This is a genomic window from Olivibacter jilunii (genome assembly GCF_900607235.1).
Taxonomy (GTDB): domain Bacteria; phylum Bacteroidota; class Bacteroidia; order Sphingobacteriales; family Sphingobacteriaceae; genus Olivibacter; species Olivibacter oleidegradans.
The window spans coordinates 19,727-39,967 of record NZ_LR027852.1 but is presented as its reverse complement, the minus strand read 5'-3'; the positions used below and the strand labels follow the sequence as shown (position 1 = coordinate 39,967).

11 protein-coding genes are annotated in these 20,241 nt (G+C 43.6%); all 11 read right to left on the bottom strand.

From position 1 onward, the window contains the following. Positions 1 to 171 precede the first annotated feature (171 nt). Positions 172 to 2,214 (bottom strand): aceric acid hydrolase, encoded by a 2,043-nt coding sequence (locus E0E36_RS16365; protein WP_242627265.1) that lies wholly within the window; start codon positions 2,212 to 2,214, stop codon positions 172 to 174. A 701-nt stretch (positions 2,215 to 2,915) separates the two neighbouring features. Further along, entirely contained in the window at positions 2,916 to 6,326 is a 3,411-nt protein-coding gene (locus tag E0E36_RS16360; RefSeq protein WP_242627263.1) for a glycosyl hydrolase, read from the bottom strand. 129 nt (positions 6,327 to 6,455) lie between these two features. Then, positions 6,456 to 7,742: an L-fucose:H+ symporter permease gene (gene fucP, locus E0E36_RS16355; RefSeq protein ID WP_130856859.1), complete on the bottom strand. Its 1,287-nt coding sequence runs from the start codon at positions 7,740 to 7,742 to the stop codon at positions 6,456 to 6,458. Between the two features lie 14 nt (positions 7,743 to 7,756). Then, complete coding sequence (locus E0E36_RS16350) at positions 7,757 to 8,200, bottom strand: MaoC/PaaZ C-terminal domain-containing protein (RefSeq protein ID WP_013665619.1); 444 nt, start codon at positions 8,198 to 8,200, stop codon at positions 7,757 to 7,759. A gap of 15 nt (positions 8,201 to 8,215) precedes the next feature. Further along, positions 8,216 to 9,298 (bottom strand): Gfo/Idh/MocA family protein, encoded by a 1,083-nt coding sequence (locus tag E0E36_RS16345; RefSeq protein WP_130856858.1) that lies wholly within the window; start codon positions 9,296 to 9,298, stop codon positions 8,216 to 8,218. Continuing rightward, a complete protein-coding gene (locus tag E0E36_RS16340) occupies positions 9,291 to 10,499 on the bottom strand; it encodes an extracellular solute-binding protein (protein WP_242627261.1) in 1,209 nt (402 codons plus the stop codon). Before E0E36_RS16340 ends, E0E36_RS16345 begins: the two co-directional genes overlap by 8 nt. 16 nt (positions 10,500 to 10,515) lie before the next feature. Continuing rightward, positions 10,516 to 11,676: a CaiB/BaiF CoA transferase family protein gene (locus tag E0E36_RS16335; protein ID WP_013665616.1), complete on the bottom strand. Its 1,161-nt coding sequence runs from the start codon at positions 11,674 to 11,676 to the stop codon at positions 10,516 to 10,518. A 1-nt stretch (position 11,677) separates the two neighbouring features. Beyond that, the gene (locus E0E36_RS16330; RefSeq protein ID WP_130856856.1) at positions 11,678 to 12,823 is read right to left on the bottom strand and encodes a CaiB/BaiF CoA transferase family protein; all 1,146 of its coding nucleotides are present in this window, start codon (positions 12,821 to 12,823) and stop codon (positions 11,678 to 11,680) included. Beyond that, a complete protein-coding gene (locus E0E36_RS16325) occupies positions 12,820 to 13,971 on the bottom strand; it encodes an ABC transporter substrate-binding protein (protein WP_130856855.1) in 1,152 nt (383 codons plus the stop codon). Before E0E36_RS16325 ends, E0E36_RS16330 begins: the two co-directional genes overlap by 4 nt. Before the next feature lie 33 nt (positions 13,972 to 14,004). Next, a complete protein-coding gene (locus tag E0E36_RS16320; RefSeq protein WP_130856854.1) occupies positions 14,005 to 17,265 on the bottom strand; it encodes a glycoside hydrolase family 2 TIM barrel-domain containing protein in 3,261 nt (1,086 codons plus the stop codon). Positions 17,266 to 17,605: 340 nt separating this feature from the next. After that, positions 17,606 to 19,795, bottom strand: a complete 2,190-nt coding sequence (locus E0E36_RS16315) for an alpha-L-rhamnosidase-related protein (protein WP_130856853.1) — start codon at positions 19,793 to 19,795, stop codon at positions 17,606 to 17,608. Positions 19,796 to 20,241: the final 446 nt, after the last annotated feature.

Sequence of the window (20,241 nt, the reverse complement as noted above, 5' to 3'; positions counted from 1 at the left end):
TTTTATCAAGACATAAGACTTAAGATAAAGGACATAAGATTTATGTTCAGTTATCAGCGATCAGCTGCCAAGTCGACCCATAGGGTGCGATGTTGATTTCGTCTTACTATCACTCCTAATAACTAACAACCAATAACTAATAACCAACAACTAATAACTAATAACCAACAACTAATAACTAACAGGCATCCAAACCGTCATGTCTGTATGTCCTCTATTACCCCAGGTAAAATAAGGCACGAATCGGAGCGGTATCGTTTTCTTAATGCCCTTGTCTATTTTTCTGTAAAGAACACCGTCCCAATTCTGCTGTTGGTCGATTACCTTTGCTTCCCCCGTTAAAGAGGTAACAGGGCAGTTGTCAATCAACTGGTTTTCTGTCTGAAAGGTCATATCAGCAGGAATTGCTACATCGAATATGCTCTTGCCTCGGGGCAAGTCCGAAGATTCCAAACAATACACAATAGGGCCACGTTTCACGGCTACTTGGTTTCTGCTTTCCTCTACCAATGGGTTAGCTTGCATCAAATGAGCTTCCATGGGCATCTTCAAGAATACAACATCCCCTTTTTTCCACTTTCTCCGTATCATGGTATAGGAGCCTGGTTTCAAAACTTTGTTCACGTCCTGCCCGTTTACCTGAATCATGGCTTGGTCCGCCCATCCGGGAATACGCAAAAACAAAGAAAAGTCATCTTTAACAGCTTCTTCTACCACAACTTTGATCACTCCATCCCAAGGATAAGCCGTTTCCTGTTTTAATTTAACCGTACCCCCATTCGGCAATGACGTCTTTAACTCACTTCCACCGTATAGATTAATCCATATGCCCTCATCCGAAACGCTATAAAAATAATTATGTACCTCTGCAAGGGTCCTTACTACATTTGGCGGACAACAGTTGGACAATGCGATATATGGCACTCTATCTTTCGACCATCGCTGTTTAAAGGGTAATTTATCCGAGTAAGCCAGTGGATTTGTATATAAAAACCGTTCTCCATCTAAGCTAATACCCGATAGAACGCTATTATAAAGTGCCAACTCTAAAACGTCAGCAAACTTTGCGTTACCTGTTAGTAGTAGCATCCGCCAATTCCATAGCATATTTCCGATATTGGCACAGGTTTCATTATGAGCGGTGAAGTTAGGTAATTGGTAGTCTCGTCCATAAGCTTGATGGATCTTCTGGACCTCTTTGGGATCATAAGAAGTGCCATCCGGCGAAACTCCATCATATAGCGAACCACAACCACCGGTTATATACATTTTATGAGAGGTGACGTCTGTCCACATTTTATGGAGTTGATTAAAAAGACTGGTATCACCTGTCTCTGCATAGACGTCCGCAACACCGGCATAGAGGTAATTTGCCCGCACCGCGTGTCCCATTACCTTTTGCTGTTCCCGAAAGGGAATTCGATCCTGATTATCGTCGGTTCCGTCCTCAATCTGGCCTTTTATATCAATTAGGTGTTTTGCCAGCTCCAGGTATCGTTTATCGCCTAAAGTACGATACATCTCAACTACCCCCATATAATGAGAAGGACAAATGGCATTTCGCGCTAAGGTTGGTGAAGCCGATTTGTAAAACCGATAGAGATAATCAGTGGCCTTAATCGCAACATCCAATAGATTACGTTTTCCGGTAGCTCGATAATGTACGCAGGCGGCCGTCATTAAATGCCCAATGTTATAGGCTTCAAAACTTAAGCGATCTTCAAATTGATTTTTTACACCAGTTTTGCGTTGCTGAATCATCGACAATGTATAAATGTAACCGTCTTCCCGTTGCGATAGAGCAATGGTCTTGATAACTTCGTCCATTTTCTTGTCCAGTGCCGGATCTTTCGTAACAGCATATAGACTCGCAACGGCTTCCAACATCTTATAATAATCACCGTCATGAAAAGATGGCCCACTATGACTCCCCGTGTCCAAACCTGCAGCTATTTCAAAATTCTTATAGGCGTGGCTGATATGTTCATCGTTATAAACACTCCATAGTTGCGGAACCATACGTTCTTTGCACACCTCGAATCGGTTTGCCCAAAAACCTTCCGTCCAATGTACCTGGTCCATTCCCACAGGTTTTAATTTCGCATAGGGGCTGGCAGAGGTGTTTACCAAGGCGGCTTCCTGCGCTTTTAAATTAAGAGTAGCACATACTCCTAACCAAATAAGACTTTTTATAGCATTTTTATATATCATCATACATAATAATTGATCAAAGGCAGATCTTCATCTTATCTACCGGGATTACCTCGATGAACTCCCGTTGGTCGGTTTCGCTTTTAAAAAAAGGAACGTTTTTCCTAATCAGGTTTTTTAATTTGTGTTACTTTCTTCCGCAGAAAGTAACCAAAGACTCATCGCTTGGAACTTTGCTACGATGGTAGTGCTTCAACCTGCAAGCCGCAAACTTCCTAGGCGATATTTCAGCTGAACGGAAAGCTTTTGCGGACAGCCATATGGCCCCCGAGTATCGGATAAACGGCCTTGGAGGATACCGACGCAACGAGCAGCAAAGCATTTGCATGTCTGCTCATATTACGGTATCCAAGCGGATTGAGGAAGTGAAACGGCTCCAATACGCGCTAATGATGCTTTGCAATCAGGTGCAAGGTAGCCTACACAAGCCTTGATTTATTCACTCTTGTTTATTTTTAATGGTGTTCATGAACTCATCACTACGTTCTTCGGTTTGCTCAACTTTTATCAAGAAAAGTTGAATAAAAAAAACAGTCTTTTAATATAAATACCTTCATCTGTATGTTAAAAGCGAAATCCCTTAGCTTACCTACGGTAGGCTGCTAGGCTCTCGTTGTAAGATACTGCTTCTCATTCATTATCTCATTCACTTATAACTCATCGTTCATTATTTCCATTATCACATTAGCTAATTAATGAATTGGCTAATTAACTTCTTCTTCCATCAAACGCACCGTCCCAATAAGGCCAGCCTTCAACAAAGGCTGCCCTTCTAAACGGAAGGGTGCCGTTGTTTGCGTAATGCGTTTCTCCATTGGCAATGCCTGATCACCGATCAGTCGATTCGCCCAGGTATTCGTTACAGCTATCTCCAATTGGTTCTCTCCTTTCCGTAACGTTTTACCAATATCAACACGGTATGGCGCTGTCCAAAGTGTCCCACAATCTACGCCGTTTACTTTAATGGTAGCGATATTCGCCACTTCTTCTAACTGTAACCAAACCGGTGAGTGCTGGGCGTTTCCTTTCCATTGAAAAGTCGTCCGATAATGGGCCGTACCCGAATAATTCCGTATCGATGTATCTTCAAACTCGCTCCAGCTTTTTAGCTCTTTTAATGTAATTGCTTTTTTTGGTCCGCCATAATCAGGATTGAATTCGACATGCCAGGCGGCCATTAATTTCTTTGTCTCGCTTAACTGCGGCCAGTTTCTTGCTGATTTAGCTTCTTTTAAGTTGGTTTCTTCCTTAAAAAGGACAAATAAAGAAGCATTATGAGCAAATTGAAGCGGGATTTCCGTGCGATCCCCTATGATACGCCATTCGCCCAAGGGCTTCCCGATATTACTTACCGGATCATATAGGTACGGAACTTTACCCGCTACCCGGAATGACACGAGCAGTTTCCGATCTTGCTCTCGTTGATTGGTCAAAAAGTAAATATCTTTTTCATCGGTTCGCCGATGGTTAAAGCCCAAGCCGGTAGCTTCTGAGCCATCTAATTCACTAAAATGAACATCAGGTTGCACTCCGAATTGATTGAATGAAGAGAGCAAATAAGGTGCCTTGATAATCATACCCTTCCCGAGCTTTTTAAAGAGCACAGATTTATCGCCTTCTTCCATTTGCTCGAAAGAGCCGTCCCAGATAAGTGCTGTTATTCGATTCAATTCAGTATCCGCCATCGGGAAACCCGATAATCCCAGCGTACGCAGTGGTTTATTACTTAGTACAACTTTGGCACCTTCAGTGATAAGCTGTTTCAGTTTACGCGCTACTTCCAAGCTCATGGCTTGATCATTCGGCTGCAAAGCATGCCTACCCGGTAGTACTAATATTCCGTAAGCTGCGCCGGTAGGAAGTACGATGCGTCCGTCCTCCACTTTTGCTTGCAACAATATGTCAGGATTAAGCGAATCATAAGCATAACCACGCAATGCATTTATCCAATCTTCAGGTTGCACCATATTCGCACTTGTACTTACCCCAGCGATTTTTTGTATGGGTAAGCCTTTATTAGCTAACCGGGCTCGCTCCGTCAATACACGCTTTTCACCAAAGATACCCGGTAGGGTTGAGACCATGCGATCAGGAAGAATGGCTCTTCTTGGGAGCTCTTCACCGGTAAAAACAGCCAAATCGGTAACCGGCGTCCCTGCCTGCAGCAGCTGTTGTACACGCGTAGCATAGTCAACCCATGCTTTTCCTTGCTTCCACCAAGTTTGATCACGCTGAAAATACAGACCAATACTACTAAGAGTCATTCCAGGTTTTCTATTCAGCCATGGATTATGTACGTAAATATGATAGACCAACCGATTTACGCCAAGGGCGTAATTTCGATCTTGCAATGTTTTGAGATTTCCGGGATGCTCATCCCACTCCATCCGTATTTGGGTAAAAGCCTCGGCCTGCACAAGGGGTTTACCATAGATATGAGCGCCGGATACTGCATCGAGCACATCGTTGAACTTGTCGTGCGACGGACTCCTTAACCAAAATTCTCCCATGGGTATGTCCACCGTCTTAAAATGAGCCATACCATCGGTTAACATTACTGGCGCTGTCGTTTCTGCGCTGAAAACAGCTCCGTGCTTATGTGTAAAGGCTTTTATGGGTTCAAAGAAATTGGTATTTACTACTTCGGCAATCGTTTGGCGAATGTCATACAGATACCGTTCTGAAAAATCGGCACTCGCTATCGGATATCCGGCCATCGCCGGTAAATAATCGACTGGATCATACCCCCTTCTTCTTTTAAATTCATTACGAAAAACGGGCGACCAGTTTTGGCTACCGCATTCCCAGCTATCAACATGAAAAATTTTTAAGACTTGACGGGCTAAGCTATCACCCGCCACATCAATTGCCTTTTGTAACCAGCCTTGCAACTGTATTTCAACGGCTTTCGGGTTCATCTTATCGCATTCCAAGCCTTTACCGTTTCCGGCAGTTTCGTTCATATGCCCCGTTGATGTATGCCCCATACGCAAAATCTTCCATACTCCCGAAGGTGCCTTCCAAGTCAATGTGCCGTCCGCCTGTACAGAAGAAGAGATATTAATCAGCTGGTCTTTCTTGATGCAATCGGTGTCTGCAATTTGCAAAGAAGTGCTTGGCTCACTGATTCGCCAAGCTACGCCTGATTTACCTTCGTATTGATGGATACGCGATGTCGACAATAAATGGATACCCGACAACTTTAAGCTAGGCTTCCATTTTGCTGCGTCCAGGTCTTCTCCCCCCGGTTCGCTGCCTTCAGGGTCATACACAAAACGAAAGTATCGCGCCGTAATCGGTTCTATCGCATGCGTCAGTCCAACATCCCAATCAAGCCAGCCCGCTCGCGGCGGTTTGAGCCGGCTTACTTCCTGAAAATGAACACCATCGTTACTTGTTTGAATGATAAGTCTGCCTGATTGATAGTTAAAACCTTCAACTTCTATTTGGATAGCGCGACAAGTGTAAGGTTGCTTATACGTATACTGAATCCAACAGGGTTCTTTACTGCTAAAATTTTTCTTATTCCCCTTAATTGTTAAAAATTGAGCTTCAGTGCGCGTACTGGTGCTTACGGTGGGCTGATTATCTTCACGTTGATAATCCTTTACTGGCAGAGCAAAAGTCGCTATATCACGGTAATAACCTTGGTAGGCTTCCGGTTGGGGCAATGCCAGTCGCACATCTTTCCCGCCAGCAATAACGGTATCCGCCCATACCACTTTCTGCATCGACAGCTCCGGACTTATCCAACTTCCACCGGCGGTCGCGAAACCGTCTCCCGGCAATAATGCAAGCTTTATTCCAACACGATCAGCTTCTTCCAACGTAAAGCGTATTAAATCCCACCAAGCGGGTGTCATCGTTTCTATTACCGGTTCGTACAAAGGAGGATCCGTTTTACCCTTAATAGGTGCTAAATAAGCGCCCGAAATCCCAATTTCTTTCATCGCTTCCAAATCAGCTGTAATCCCTTCTTTGGAATAAGCAGAATGCATCCAATACCAAAAGACCCAAGGCTTCGCCTCCGAAGAATCGGCAGATGTAGTATGCACCACATTTATCGGAAGTTTTTTTTGCTGCGCAAACAATGTAAACGGGAGCATGAACATCATACACACAAGCAAATACCTTATATTTGCTCCTTTACCTTGTATATTCATTTCTGATAATTCCTATTTCTAATTAGCTGCCATCCGTCTCCAATAATGAATAACCGACAACTAGTAACCAATAACTAACAACTAATAACGAACAGATCGTCCTCTCCATCCATAAGCCAGCACCACTACAAAACAGACTAAAGGCACGATATAACCGATCTGTATACTATCACCGGCATAATCTATTAAGCTACCCATACCGTACGGCAAAATAGCGCCTCCTACAATGGACATAATAAGCCAGGACGAGGCAGTCTTTGTTTGGTCTCCTAAACCTTCAATGCCCAGCGCAAAAATGGTGGGAAACATGATGGACATAAAAAACCCGATTGATCCCAATGCATATACTACCGACATCCCTTCACCTAAAATAGCCACCAAACAGAGAAGAAGGGCAAACGCAGTGAAAAGAATCAGCAGTTTGCGCGACGAAAGAAAGCGTAATAAAAAAGTTCCTACAAATCGACCCAGCATAAATAAGAACCCATAGATACCTAAGTAATAACCAGCTGTCTTTTCGTCTACATTCGCACCCTGCTGAGCCATGCGAATAAAAAAGCTCGTGATACAAACTTGCGCCCCTACATAAAAGAATTGAGCTACCACACCGAGACTAAGATTCCGATATTTCCACACTGAAAAAAAGTTGCTCTTTTCAACATGTTCCGGTTGTTGACCAACTTCCGGAAGTTTGACAAAAAGGAATGCAATTGCTACTAGCAAAAGTACAGTGCCTAAGATAACATAGGGTAGTTTCACCGAGGATGCTTCGTCCATAAAATAATGCAAACGTTCGGTCTCCTGCATAGCTGCCAAGGCGTCTTTACTATATTCTTTTCCAGACAATATAAAGTTGGCTCCTACTATGGGCGCTACCATAGCAGCCAAACCGTTAAAGGAGGCCGCTAAATTTAATCGACGTCCTGCTGTAGCAGGACTCCCCAAAACGGCAGCATAAGGATTGGCCGTGGTTTCCAAGATAGCTAAACCACAACCGATGATAAAAAGTGCCAATAAAAAAATCTCATAGCTCAAATTGTTTGCTGCCGGCACGAATAGATAGGCCCCACTGGCAAAAACTAGTAAACCAATGATAATGCAGTGTTTATATCCGAAACGCTTCAATAAAAACCCGGAAGGAATGGCCATGATAAAATACGCGAGAAACACGGATGTGTCGACAAGTGCCGATTGACTATTGGTCAAATTACATGCTTTTTTCAAATGAGGAATCAGGATAGAATCCAGATTATGGGCCATTCCCCAAAGGAAAAACAGGCCTGTTACCAATATAAAAGGCAGTAAATATTTTTTCGTTGATTGTCCCGTTTTTGATTGAGCTAAGGACTCATTTACTAAAATCTCCATTGGTCAATGGGGTTTTAAGGTTTCTTTTTAGCCAATAGAATATGATCGGCAACCAGCACAACCTCTCCACGTTGATTGATGATCTCTACATGCTCCGTTACGGTACCATAGGCTGGATTTTTTGCCTCACTTTTATTGCTTATCGTCACTTCCGCGTGAATGGTATCACCAATAAAAACAGGCTTGATAAAACGTAGACGATCATAACCTTTCGAGAAAGCTTCTGGATTTATCTCGGAGGCTGTTAATCCAATACCAATGCTAAACACCATCGTTCCATGTGCTATACGTTGACCGAATGGTTGCGTTTTACACCACTCTGCATCTAAATGATGCGGAAAAAAGTCTCCGGTATGCCCCGCATGAACAACGAAGTCTGTCTCCGTCAGCGTCCTTCCCAATGTAACACGTTTATCTTCCAACTGATAGTCTTCAAAAAAAATTGATTTAAAGTACATAATGACCGGTTTATGTTAAAATTCGGTTTGTATCGGTATTCCTCCTTGATCACTACTCTGATAAGCCGCTTCGACAACAGCCATCGTTTTGATAACATCTTCTACATGAGCGCTCAACCCATCGCTCTCACCATTTTTATAGCGCATAAGGGCGGCCATACTTCCAATAAAGGCATCAGGAAACCAAGACCCTTCGATTGCCAGAGACTGCCACTGCGGCTCCTCTCCTTTTACGTGTATACAATATTCAAAGGCGTCAGGAACACCGTGTGGGTAATTCATTAACAAGCCCATCTTAACTTTTATTGCCCCTTTTGTTCCTTCCCATTTGATATAACTTTCTTGGTGTTGCGGACCAAAATCATGGTCGTGATTGGTATTAATAATCGCCCGCAAGGTGTCCCCATAGTCTAGTATGATCGCAGAGCGGGACGAAGACAATTGTTTCGCCGGGTGCTTTAAGGTCTTCGCGAATACGCTTATCGGTTCGCCAAGGAAGGAACGAATTAGGTCGATATAATGAATACTGTGATATTGTATTTCCAAGCGTGGATGTACCTTTACTAACGGAAAAAGCTCCCAAGGTGTTTGTACGGTGACCTTAACTTCCATGTCGTATAGCTCACCGATAAACCCTTCTTCAATTAGATAGCGAGCAGCATTAATATAAGGTGCTACGCGCAACTGACAGTTAATGGCTGCGGCTAGTCCTTTATCCCTACAGACCGCTAAAATCTCTTTGCTTTGCTGAAAATAGTCTCCCATAGGCTTTTGAATAAGCACCGCACTTTCGTCCGGCAGCTTCTTCAAGGTCTCTACAAACTGATCGGGCATAATGGTAATATCATAAACCGCATTGGGCGTAGCCTGAGCTACAGCTGCTTCCACAGAGTGATATACATGTGGTATGGCGAACTGTCTGGCCAATCGTGTTGCTTTTTCTTTGGTGCGATTCGTAATACCGATAACGTCAAATCCGGCTTTCTTATAGGCTGGTAAATGCGCGTCTCCTACAATTCCACCCGCCCCTATTACAATAATAGGCAACGGACGCTTCGGCAAAACAGCTTGATAAGGTATGTGTATTTCTTTATTCATGATCCAATATATTGATATCCTCTTGTGCCTGTTCCAATAAAGAGGCAATCACCTCATCTCCATTAAGAACTTCTTGTATTAACTGATCGATCCTATTAGCTATAGCTGCCCAATTCTTTTTCCGAGGCAAGGTCTGCGATTGCTCATGCAAGAGCTCAAGTTTATAATAGTAAGGGATCATTTGATTCACAAAGGGATCCTTCCAGGTAGACACACGGCATCCAATCCCTCCGTTTAAGGTAAGCTGTTTGTCCATCTGCCTACTAATGGCAAAACGTATAAAATCATAGGCGATAGAAGCATACTTACTACCGGAGCCAATGGTATAGAGCCAATAAACATTCAGAGACGTTCCCTGGCCGTTATTTCCTGCCGGTACCGATGCAATGTCAATTTTCCCTCTTAATGCCCCTTCTTTTGTTACCTCGCAAACCGAAGCAAAACCAAACCAATTCACCATCATTGCCGCTTCCCCACGTGCAAAGGCAGCACCTGCCTGTACCGACTCATATTGAAAGGAGTTGGGGTGAATACAGTCCGACTGCGATACAAGGGCTTTATAAAACTGCAAGGCTTTCTCCGCTTCTGTTGTATTTAATCGGATTTTTCCAAGCGCATCCACTAAGTTCCCCCCTCTACTCCATAATTGCAGACAAAAATCAAATACAGCATTATGCCCATCAGGATAGAGCGCCATCACACTTCCGTACAATTTATCCATTGGCCGATGGAAGAACTGTGCCACTTCCACATATTCATCCCACGTTTGGGGGACTTTCAGCTCTCTTTTATATTGTTTGTAAAAGGCTGATTTATTTTCTTCTTGTTCGAATAGATCCTTTCTGTAAATCAGGCATTCGGGCCCATCATGAAAAGGTAAACCGACCACTTGCTCATCGAAACGCTGCATGCTGAGGAGTGATGTGCTCCATCCATTAGGATAATCTTCCGGTGGGTTCGCTTGAAGCCAAGGCGCCAGATCGCAAAGCGCATTATCTGTATAAGCTTCACAGACCCAGTCCGTATTAATATGAGCGATATCCCAAACACCTTTTTTTAAACCCTGTTGCTGAATAGTTTCGTTATAAAGCTCATGTAAGTCCATAGCCACCAACTCCACTTCCAAGGAGCAGCCGGTCGCCTTCGCATAAGCTTCCCAAGCTTGCTTCATGGACCGTTCAAAGGGTTCGAACTTTCTCACCGCTATACGTAGAGGTTTATGACTCACGAGTCACCTCCCCTCCGAATTCCTTCCAAATCGACTCATTATCCTGTCCTAACATCGGCGATCCAATCGGAGAAATCAGGTATTCACCATCAATTCGGATCGGGCATCGCGTGGTTCGGTAGGTATAACCATCTTGCATTCTTACCTCCTGTATCATCTCCAACGTTTGGAAGCCTTCATGAGTCACCAGCCGATCCCAAGTTAATACCTCTGCACACCATATGTCCGCTGGTTCCAAAAGGTCTAACCATTGTTGGGTGCTTCCTCCTTTTAAATGCACAGCGATAATCTGTTTTATCTCATCGCGCTTATCAAACGCATCAGACACCAATGGGTAGTTTTCGAGATCAGGGCATTTTAACAATTTGCCCAAAACCGGAATGGAACCCATTGCTAAGGCGATATAGCCGTCAGAGCTTTGATAAATTCCATAAGGAGCACCCAGATAGGCATGTGCATTATTCACTTTTGTTCGTTGAGGCAAAGCACCTCCGTCTCTATAAAAAGTCGTAATGGCTTCAAATTGAAAATCATAGGCTGTTTCCATCATGCTTACCTGCACCAGCGCCGCCTGTTCCGTGCGGGATTGTTGAATTAAACAGGCAAGTATTCCCTGCACAAGATTTGCTCCCGCCAACATATCGACTATAGACAAGCCCATAGGCACTGGGCCGTCACCCGCGTTTCCACTGAGCCAGGTTAATCCGGTAAGCGATTGCAATAGCAAATCCTGCCCCGGTCGGTCCTTCCACGGGCCCTCATTTCCGTATCCTGATATCTCCCCATACACAATACGCGGATTGACCTTTATAATCTCGTTGAAATCAAGCCCTAGTCGTTCCATAACACCTGGACGAAAGTTATGGATCATCACATCGGCCTGCTTTAACAACTTCTTTATTAGAACAATGTCATCCGGATTCTTCAAATCAGCTGATAGACTTTCCTTGTTACGGTTAATGGCATGAAAAACGGAAGACTCGCCATTCATAATCAGGTCCGTCGTATACAGGCTTCTGCAAATATCGCCTGTTATCGGTTTCTCCACTTTAATAACACGTGCACCCAAATCCGCTAGGCGAAGGCTAGCCGAGGGGCCAGACAAAAATTGGCTAAAATCAACAACTAAATATCCTTCCAGTGGCTTCATCTTATACTATATTGAACTCATTGACAATATCGTCGGTGTCCTCACCTACTTTCGGCGCTGCCTTAGTGGCATATAACTTCTCTCCATTGATACGTATGGGATTTCGGGTTGTAGTCAGCTTTTTTCCGTCAGCCAATATCACTTCTTGTGTCATCTCCAAAACACGGAAGGCTTCGTGATCTAATGCTTGACGATAATTGAGAACCGAAGAACACCAAATGCCGTCTTTTTCAAGTCGAACTCGCCAATATTCTGTACTATTATGGCGAAAATGTTTTCCTAGCTTGCTAATAATAGCATCTCTTTTTTCGAACCAAGAAGATCGGTCTTGATAAGCTGTTAAGTCGCAACCCATGCTGGTTCCTATTTTCATTAAGTCGCCCATTGCCAAGGTCAGGTAACCATCACTTGTTTGATAAACACCGTAGGGAGCACTTAAATAAGCATGTCCGCTTCCCCGCATAGCGCTACGTTTCGGCAACTTTCCGCCATCATTTAAAAAGGTGGTAAGCAACTCAAACTGTAGATCAAGAGTAGATTCCAATAAGCTGACTTCAACCAAGGCGCTTTTTCTTGTCTTATTACGCTTTAATAAGGCGGCCAAAATACCTTGGGTCAGGTGCGCACCGCAGGCCATATCCGCCACTGCTAATCCAAATGGTACGGGTCCATCGCTTTTAGTACCCGAAAGCCAGCTAAGCCCCGACATGGCTTGTATTAGTAAGTCTTGACCAGGTTTATTGGCCCAAGGGCCTTTCTTTCCATAGCCTGTTACCACACCATATATAATTTGTGGATTAATCTTACAGGCCGCATCATACGTTAGTCCTATTTTCTCCATGACACCTGGTCGGAAATTGTGCGTCATTACGTCGGCTTTGGCAATAAGCTGTTTAACCTTTTTGAGGTCTTTCGGGTCTTTCAAGTCGGCAGCATAGGATTCTTTATTTCGATTTATGGTGTGAAAAACCAAGCTATCACCGTCAACAAACAAATTTTTAATAGCAATTTGTCTTCCACCCTCACCCTTACCCGGCCGCTCTATTTTAATAACACGGGCACCCAAATCTGCTAGTTTGAGACCCGCCGTTGGACCGGCCATAAATTGGGCAAACTCTAACACCAATATTCCTTCTAATGGCTTCATACTAATGCTTTAGACTCTTGATAGAGTTCATTTAATTTTTGCAATACGGCTTGTTCGTTTCCGCCATCGATAATAAAATTGCGCACCACATCTCCTGCATGATCCTGAAAAAACATATGGCCGTGGTAACGTGGACGAAGAAAAGCACGCTGCAATGCCGGCAGCGTATTATAAAAGTAATTTCCGCTCATTTTATTGGTGTGTACCGACTGCCAAGCTTTCAGATGCCCGGGTTGACCGCCATTATCGAAATACAGCCCAAGTTGACAAGCCGGAGAAGCCACATAGCGTACATAATCCATCGCTTCCTGCAAGTATTGACATTTAGCCGAAACCGCTAAACCTGTGCCTCCTAAGGTGCTCCGCATGTTTTCCTTTCCATCGAGACTTACCAGATCATGAAAGTCCAGTACGCGAGGGGCGTAGCCATGACGCGCATAATTCGAATACCCATACGCAAAAGGGCAATAGGCAATGTCATCGGTATTGGCCATATACTCATATACCTGAATCGGGTTTAAATGGTGAAAGCGCTTATGCACTTTGTCGGCAAGTCGCTTAAAAAGCTGTAAAGCTCGAACGCCAATAACCTCACTGACGACGTGTTCGTCTGTCTGACAGGGGTCCTCACCCAATGAGCAGCAAAACATATAGAAGCTCATCAGTGTATCGATCGGTATGAGTGCGAAACCGACGAATCCACGATCAGCAATTTCCAGTAGCTCTTCGTAGGTCGCAGGAAGTGTTAACCCATGTTTTCTTAGTAGGTCAGGCCTACTCGATGCAACTGGTGTTGCTGCATCAATGGCCAGCGCCCATTGATGACCATCAAACTGATAACTTTTATGAGAATGGCCTACACTATTTTCTTCGAGATCTTTTAAAAAATGGGATGACAAATAGTCGTCTAAAGGTAAAATGCTTTTAGTACGCGCCGCAAAACCTGCCCATGGATGATCGATGACCAATAAGTCATAGCGCTCTGCCAACTCCTGAACTGAAAAATCGGCAAAGGCCTGTAATGAGCGCTTTTCCCATTTTATCTCAATCCCGGCGTGCATTTCGCTAAATCGTTGCGCCGTGGCATGCATAGGTGTAATCCCTCTGCTGTGATTCCAAGTAATTCCTTTCAGTTCAATTCGTTTCATTCCTATTTTGTTTAAGCACCTTCGTCTTATTCCTTAGAATTTAATTGCTTTGATTCTTTCTGACTGCTTACTTACATCTCCCTTGAAAGGCAATAAGTAAAAACTATAGTGATAATCTTTAGCAGGCACTTGATATTGTGGTAAAGGTTGCGAGACTGCCGACCATGAATCGTTACCACCAACGCCCATTTGTATGAGATCGATGTTCAGGGTAATATAGCCAGCATCTTTTAACAGATGATGATGCTTGGCTGTCACGATCTCTTCTTCCGTGTAAGGCCAGGCGCTCATGCTCAACAGGCTATCGGCAACAACCAGCAATCCATCATTTTGAGCATTTGACAAATGCATCCAACGAACATCGGTACGGTTGGCATTTTCCTGCGGGTACACATAAGGCTCGATGAATGTTTCAAGAGGCGCCTGATAAATACCGGCGGCAAAGCCCGATCTCCGATCTATATAGTTTTCGGAAGGGCCCTTACCATACCAGGCCAACTGATCGAAACTACGTTTTATCCCCCCTTGTATTCCTACCTTAGGCAGATTAGGTAGCTTGTTCGAAGCGTGTAACTGATAGTTTACCTTTAAAACCCCATCTCCATTAAAGACATAACTAACTTGTACCGAAGCACAGTCTTTGATCAGGTGATAAATACTGGTAACCGCAAGCTGTCCTTTTTGCGTACTATCTACGAATAGTTGCGCTAAGCTTGGTTTTGTCTCATACCAAACCTTTAATAGCTTAGATGGCTTCCAGCCTTTTCGATCATTATCGGTTTGGGGACGGGTGAAATGAGGTAAAAACGGCTGAGCGATTTGCTCCATGCCATCGCTTTTATAAGAAATGAGTGCGCCGGTCTTTTTACTGATAATTACTTCCATGCCGTTATTACTTTGCAGAATAACCTGCTCCTTATCCGATCGACACCTTACTTCTCCAAATTTACGAGGGCTTGTTTGCCCGCTTCTTATACTTGTCAGAGCCAGCTGATCCGTAGCTATTTCATAACCTTTGGCTGCCCACGACTTTTCTTCTGTTAACCGGTAACTGATATTGAGTAAATATTCTTTGTTGTCTTTTAGCTTTGGTAGATATTTACGAAGCAATACAGTGGTGTCTGATCCTGCCTTCAAGGGGTATTTTCCTAGGTTTTTTGTCAGGAGTACCTCTCCATCACCAAGTAAGGAAATAATTAGGTCATAACTATCCAAATTGCGAACAGCATGACGATTGAAAATTTGCAATCGCACTGCATTCGTATCGATCAACTTCGTCTCGATCGGTTGATACACATGCTTACATTCATACATAGCCGCCTTCGGTCGGCCATCGGAGGCAACGATGCCATCGATGCAAAAATTACCATCGTGCCTTTTCTCACCAAAATCACCCCCATAGGCAAAATAGGACTTTCCCTGCCCATCTCTTTTTATTAACCCATGATCTTTAAACTCCCAGATAAATCCGCCAATCAATCGCGGATGACTTCTGAAAATATCCCAAAACTCTTTCATATTCCCTGTCGAATTTCCCATTGAATGCGCATATTCCACAAACAAGATGGGCCTTTTATCTCCATTCTGCTGATTCAACAACAGTTCCGGTGTAAAAATCCCGGGATAGAACCTGCTGATGATATCTACATAATATTGATCCCTTGGATTACCAAGTCGATGTGCGTGGTCATTGGGTTTTAGGTACCTCGGGTCGGAGGGATCAATATAACCCTCTTCTCTTGGGCTTCCCATAGCCGGCTCGTAGTGCACTGGTCGTGTAATATCAAAATCATGGATCCACGCGGCCATAGCCGCATTATTCGGCCCTCGGCCTGCCTCATTCCCTAAACTCCAGATAATAATGGATGGATGATTTTTATCGCGCATGACCATGCGACTCGTTCGTTCCATGAAGGCATGTGTCCACTGTGGATCGTTGCTTAGTTTCCCCCCAAGACCGTGCGTTTCGTAATTAGCTTCATCCATTACAAAAATGCCATACTCATCACATAGATCGTATAAATAGGGATCATTGGGATAATGGCTGGTTCGAATGGCATTAAAATTAAATTGTTTAATCAATTGAAGGTCTTTCCTGATATCTTCCCTCGACAAGGCCTTTCCTTTTTCAGGATGTGCGTCATGGCGGTTAACGCCGTACAGATAGGTCACTTTCCCGTTTATCAGTAACTTTCCGCTATTCTTATCAAATTCTATACTACGAAAACCGACACGACAGGTTTTTACCTCCAATATTTTTCCCGTATTATCTACCAATGTCAATAAAAGGCGATATAAATATGGTTCCTCGTCCGACCATTTTTTAGGGTTAAGCACCTTCGTTTCCAATAAGCCGAATTTCACATTATCGAGTCGCGGGTAGATTTCATTTATAATATCATTGGCGGAGCGCTGTAAAGCCTTTTCAAAAACCGGTTCCCCTTCAGCATTATATAGTTGTGCACGTACACTATATCCGTTGATGGAATCGCCTGTCAGGTTCTCTATGCGTGGTCGTATACTCAGTACCGCATCTTGATAATCCTTATCCAGTTTAGCCTGCCAATGGAAATCGGCGATGCGCACTTTCGGCTCAGCTAAAAGCATCACTTCCCGTTGGATACCGCTCATACGCCAGTGATCCTGATCCTCTAAATAGGAGCCGTCACTCCAACGGATGACCTGTACCGATAGCACATTCTCACCAGTCTGGAGGTAGGGCGTTATATTAAACTCGGATGGTAGGCAGCTGTCCTCCCCATATCCCAAAAATTTTCCATTCAACCAAACTTTAAAAGCCGAACTCACACCGCCAAAATGAAGCGTAACATTTAAATTGTTCCAGTCTTCGGGTATCGTAAAAGTTCGTTGATAAGAGCCAACAGCATTGTAGTCCTTCGGAACCCTCGGCGGATCAACCGGCCGAAAGGGATAGACGGCACTTTTATAGATCGGGATATCATAGCCCTTCATCTCCCAATTGGAGGGCACATCGATTTTATTCCATCCACTCACTTTAGCTTTATAAAAATCCTTCGGTGCGTCAGCAGGTTTAGTCACAAAAGCGAACTCCCATTTGCCATTCAATGATAACATTCTACCCGAGCTTTCCCGATTGTCGGATAAGGCGTCTTGTTCTGTACTATAAGAATAGGCCGTTGCACGAGCCGGCTCTCTGTTTACACTCGTTATTAATGGATCTTCCCACGGTTCTGCCTGATATACGGAAGGAACAGGTGGTATAGTGGCCGGTAAACCATCCACCGTTTGGGCATTTAGGCTTGTCGAAAGCATCCCACAGATCAAGATTACTAAATTACTTTTTAAACGACAATTGCTTATAATCACGGTTCGTTCTAATTTGCTGGCTAGTGAGTATCAAAAATAAAAGTAGGGAGCTTATCTTTTCTGTAAGAAATTGGCTAGCTGTTATAGGATATTATCATCTGATATTTTCTTTTTTCCCGCAAAAAAGAAACAAAAAGCTCGTCGCTTCAAAATTTATAGGAACGGTAGTGCTTCCCAGTGCTAGCTATAAATTTTGGAGGCGACATTTTCGAAAACCAACGGTTCGTACTTTAACTTAACAACGCTATAATCTACATATTTATCGACTTATTGTCTGCAGCGGTCTCTATTGCTCCTGATAATTAATAATGTAATCCGTGTTACTTAAAATTTCTATTTCATAAAGGCCTTTACTTTTCTCAACGGCTTTTATTCCTTTTCCGTAAGGCATCACCTTACTTCTTACCCTTAGTATGCCATTTCCTGCGTCAGCCTTTACCTTTATCTCTTTTTTACTGCAATAAAGTTCAATATGCCCGGATGGTGTGGGTACTTTTCCTTCCATCCAATCCAGTCCTCCTAAATTTGGCTCAATCAAAAAGCTTGCATAACCAGGTGCTGTGGGTTTGACACCTAAGTAATACTTTCCGAGCAGATAAATGGGGCTTGCTCCCCAAGCATGACAAAGACTTTTTCCGAAAGGGCGACCGTACATGGCGTAATGTTCCGCTCCTTTCTTATCGGGATTATATTCTTCCCAAAAGGACGTAGCACCTAAGCGCAGCATCCCTCCCCAATAGTTTTTCATTTCCTGTAGAACGTATGATTGTTCGCCCATAGCGCAGAGCGCTTCCAATTCATAAAAACGCATATAAGGGGTGGTAATCTTTGGTACGGATTGGTTTAGTAAAACATTTGTTTTTACACCTTCCTTTTGCTCTTCGGTCAGGTAGTCGAAAAATATAGCAAACATATTGGTATAACGCGTCACATGATCGCTCGCCTTACCATCTATGCTGCTATGTACAAAGGCGTTCTTATCGGCATCCCAGTATTGTGAGAATATTTTGCTTTTCAGTCGTTTTGCTTCGTCTCGATATTTCGAAGCGTCCTCATTACCGAGCAAGTCGGCACATAAGGCCATTGTTTCCAGACTACGACAAAATAATAATTGTTCAAAGCTAAGCGCCCCTTTTTTGCTGAGGTTTTTCGCCCAATCGATAAACACCCAGTCGCCAGCCATTCCTTCCATAAAACCTTCCTTATTTCGCCTGCTTAAACAAAAATCCATCAGACTTTGCATTCTGGGATAAACCAATTGAATAAAAGTTTTATCGCCTGTGTACAAGTAGTAATCATAAATACCCAAGAACCAGTAAAACGTATAATCCATAATCGTATTAATATGACTACTAACCGGTTCTTTACCCCGAAGGGCCAAGGTAGTGCGCTTAACGGAAGGACTATCAAAGAAAAGGTAATAATTCATGAGGTAACTCTGGTAGGCGTCACCCGACCAGATCCAGCGATCGCGTTTGATGCCGTCAATAAAAAATTCGCGGGTGGTTAACTCCATCGTATATTTCCCCACATCCCAGATGCGATTCAACTCTTCGTCGGATGAACGAAAACTTCCTTTTGTTTCCAGTGGCAGATATTCATAGAGCATGGAAATGGAATCAATTTTTGTTTGCGCCGAAGGCTCTACATACACATAGCGGAAAGCTTTAGATAAGTTTAAGGTGGAGTCAATGGACTGTTTGCTGTTCACTTGCACGCGATCCAAGGTCTCGCAGCTTTCGGTCGACAAGGCTTCCTCTTCCGATTCTCCATAGTAAAGCGATACAATGCCCTCACCTTCCAGTCCGTGAAGTTTTATAAACCCAAAGGTTTCCTTTCCGAAATCTACGAGAAAGCCTTTTCCTTTGACTGCCCGTGACACTGCCTGTCTAGGCGTAGTAGTTAAACGGAACTGTGAAGGACGCTGCACGGGACTCTCGAAATTCCATGAACCTGCTTGCAGCCAGGTAGTACCGGATTGATCGGACGCCTTTCCTGTTTCGTCAATCCATTCCTTATCTTCGTTAGTAACCAACCAAGTACTATCCGACACGATGGTCTTCCCCTGAACATAGATGGCCGGCACCCGATCCTGCGCATATACTTTTAGATTGATCTTGTGTTTCCCGGCAGGTACATGAATGGTTTTGGGATAGCCCTCCAGCATTTTTCCATCGAGTTTTACATTATACTGCCCCTCTGTATATATGTTTACATCTTCCGGTTCTTTTAGATCGAAAACCTTATGGAAATCCACCAGCACATAGGGATTGTCCATTCGCCAAAAAGGAGGAAAGAAAGTAGCGCGCTCTGTTCGACGATTCTGCATTTGATTACTTAACCAAATTTCAAAATCACCCGGATACCAAATCCACGTAGCTTTGTTCTGTGCAAATGAAGTGGCATGAATCAAAGAAAGTATTAGAACAAGCCAGCCAAGTAATTGGATCCTGTTTTTTGGACGATATACGGACATGATTTATAAGCGTTAGTAGCTTCAAAGATAAAACTCTCCGAGCTTCTACGACTGTAAGATGTTAACCAGCTTTTGTAGTATATTAGCTAGAAAAATGGAACGTTTACGTTGTCGCTTATTGGCAGCGACACCGCCAACTACTTTATTTTTCATAACGAGTTTATTTTTATTGGCATTCAAGCTTCTCGCCAGGAGGCTCGAGGTTTCCGCAAAGAAAGTAGTCAAAGAGCCGACCTTAGGGAGCCCATGAACACCTTGAAAATAACTAAGTAGTGAATAAACTCATCGCTTGGAAATTTGCTACAAGTGGTAGTGCATCAACGTGCAAACCGCAAATTTCCTAGGCGATATTTTAGCAGAACGGAGCGTTTTTACTTTTAACCGAACGTATTATTATCTTCAGCCTTAGGATAGCCCTGTGCGTGGGAAGAATGGCCTTGGAGGAT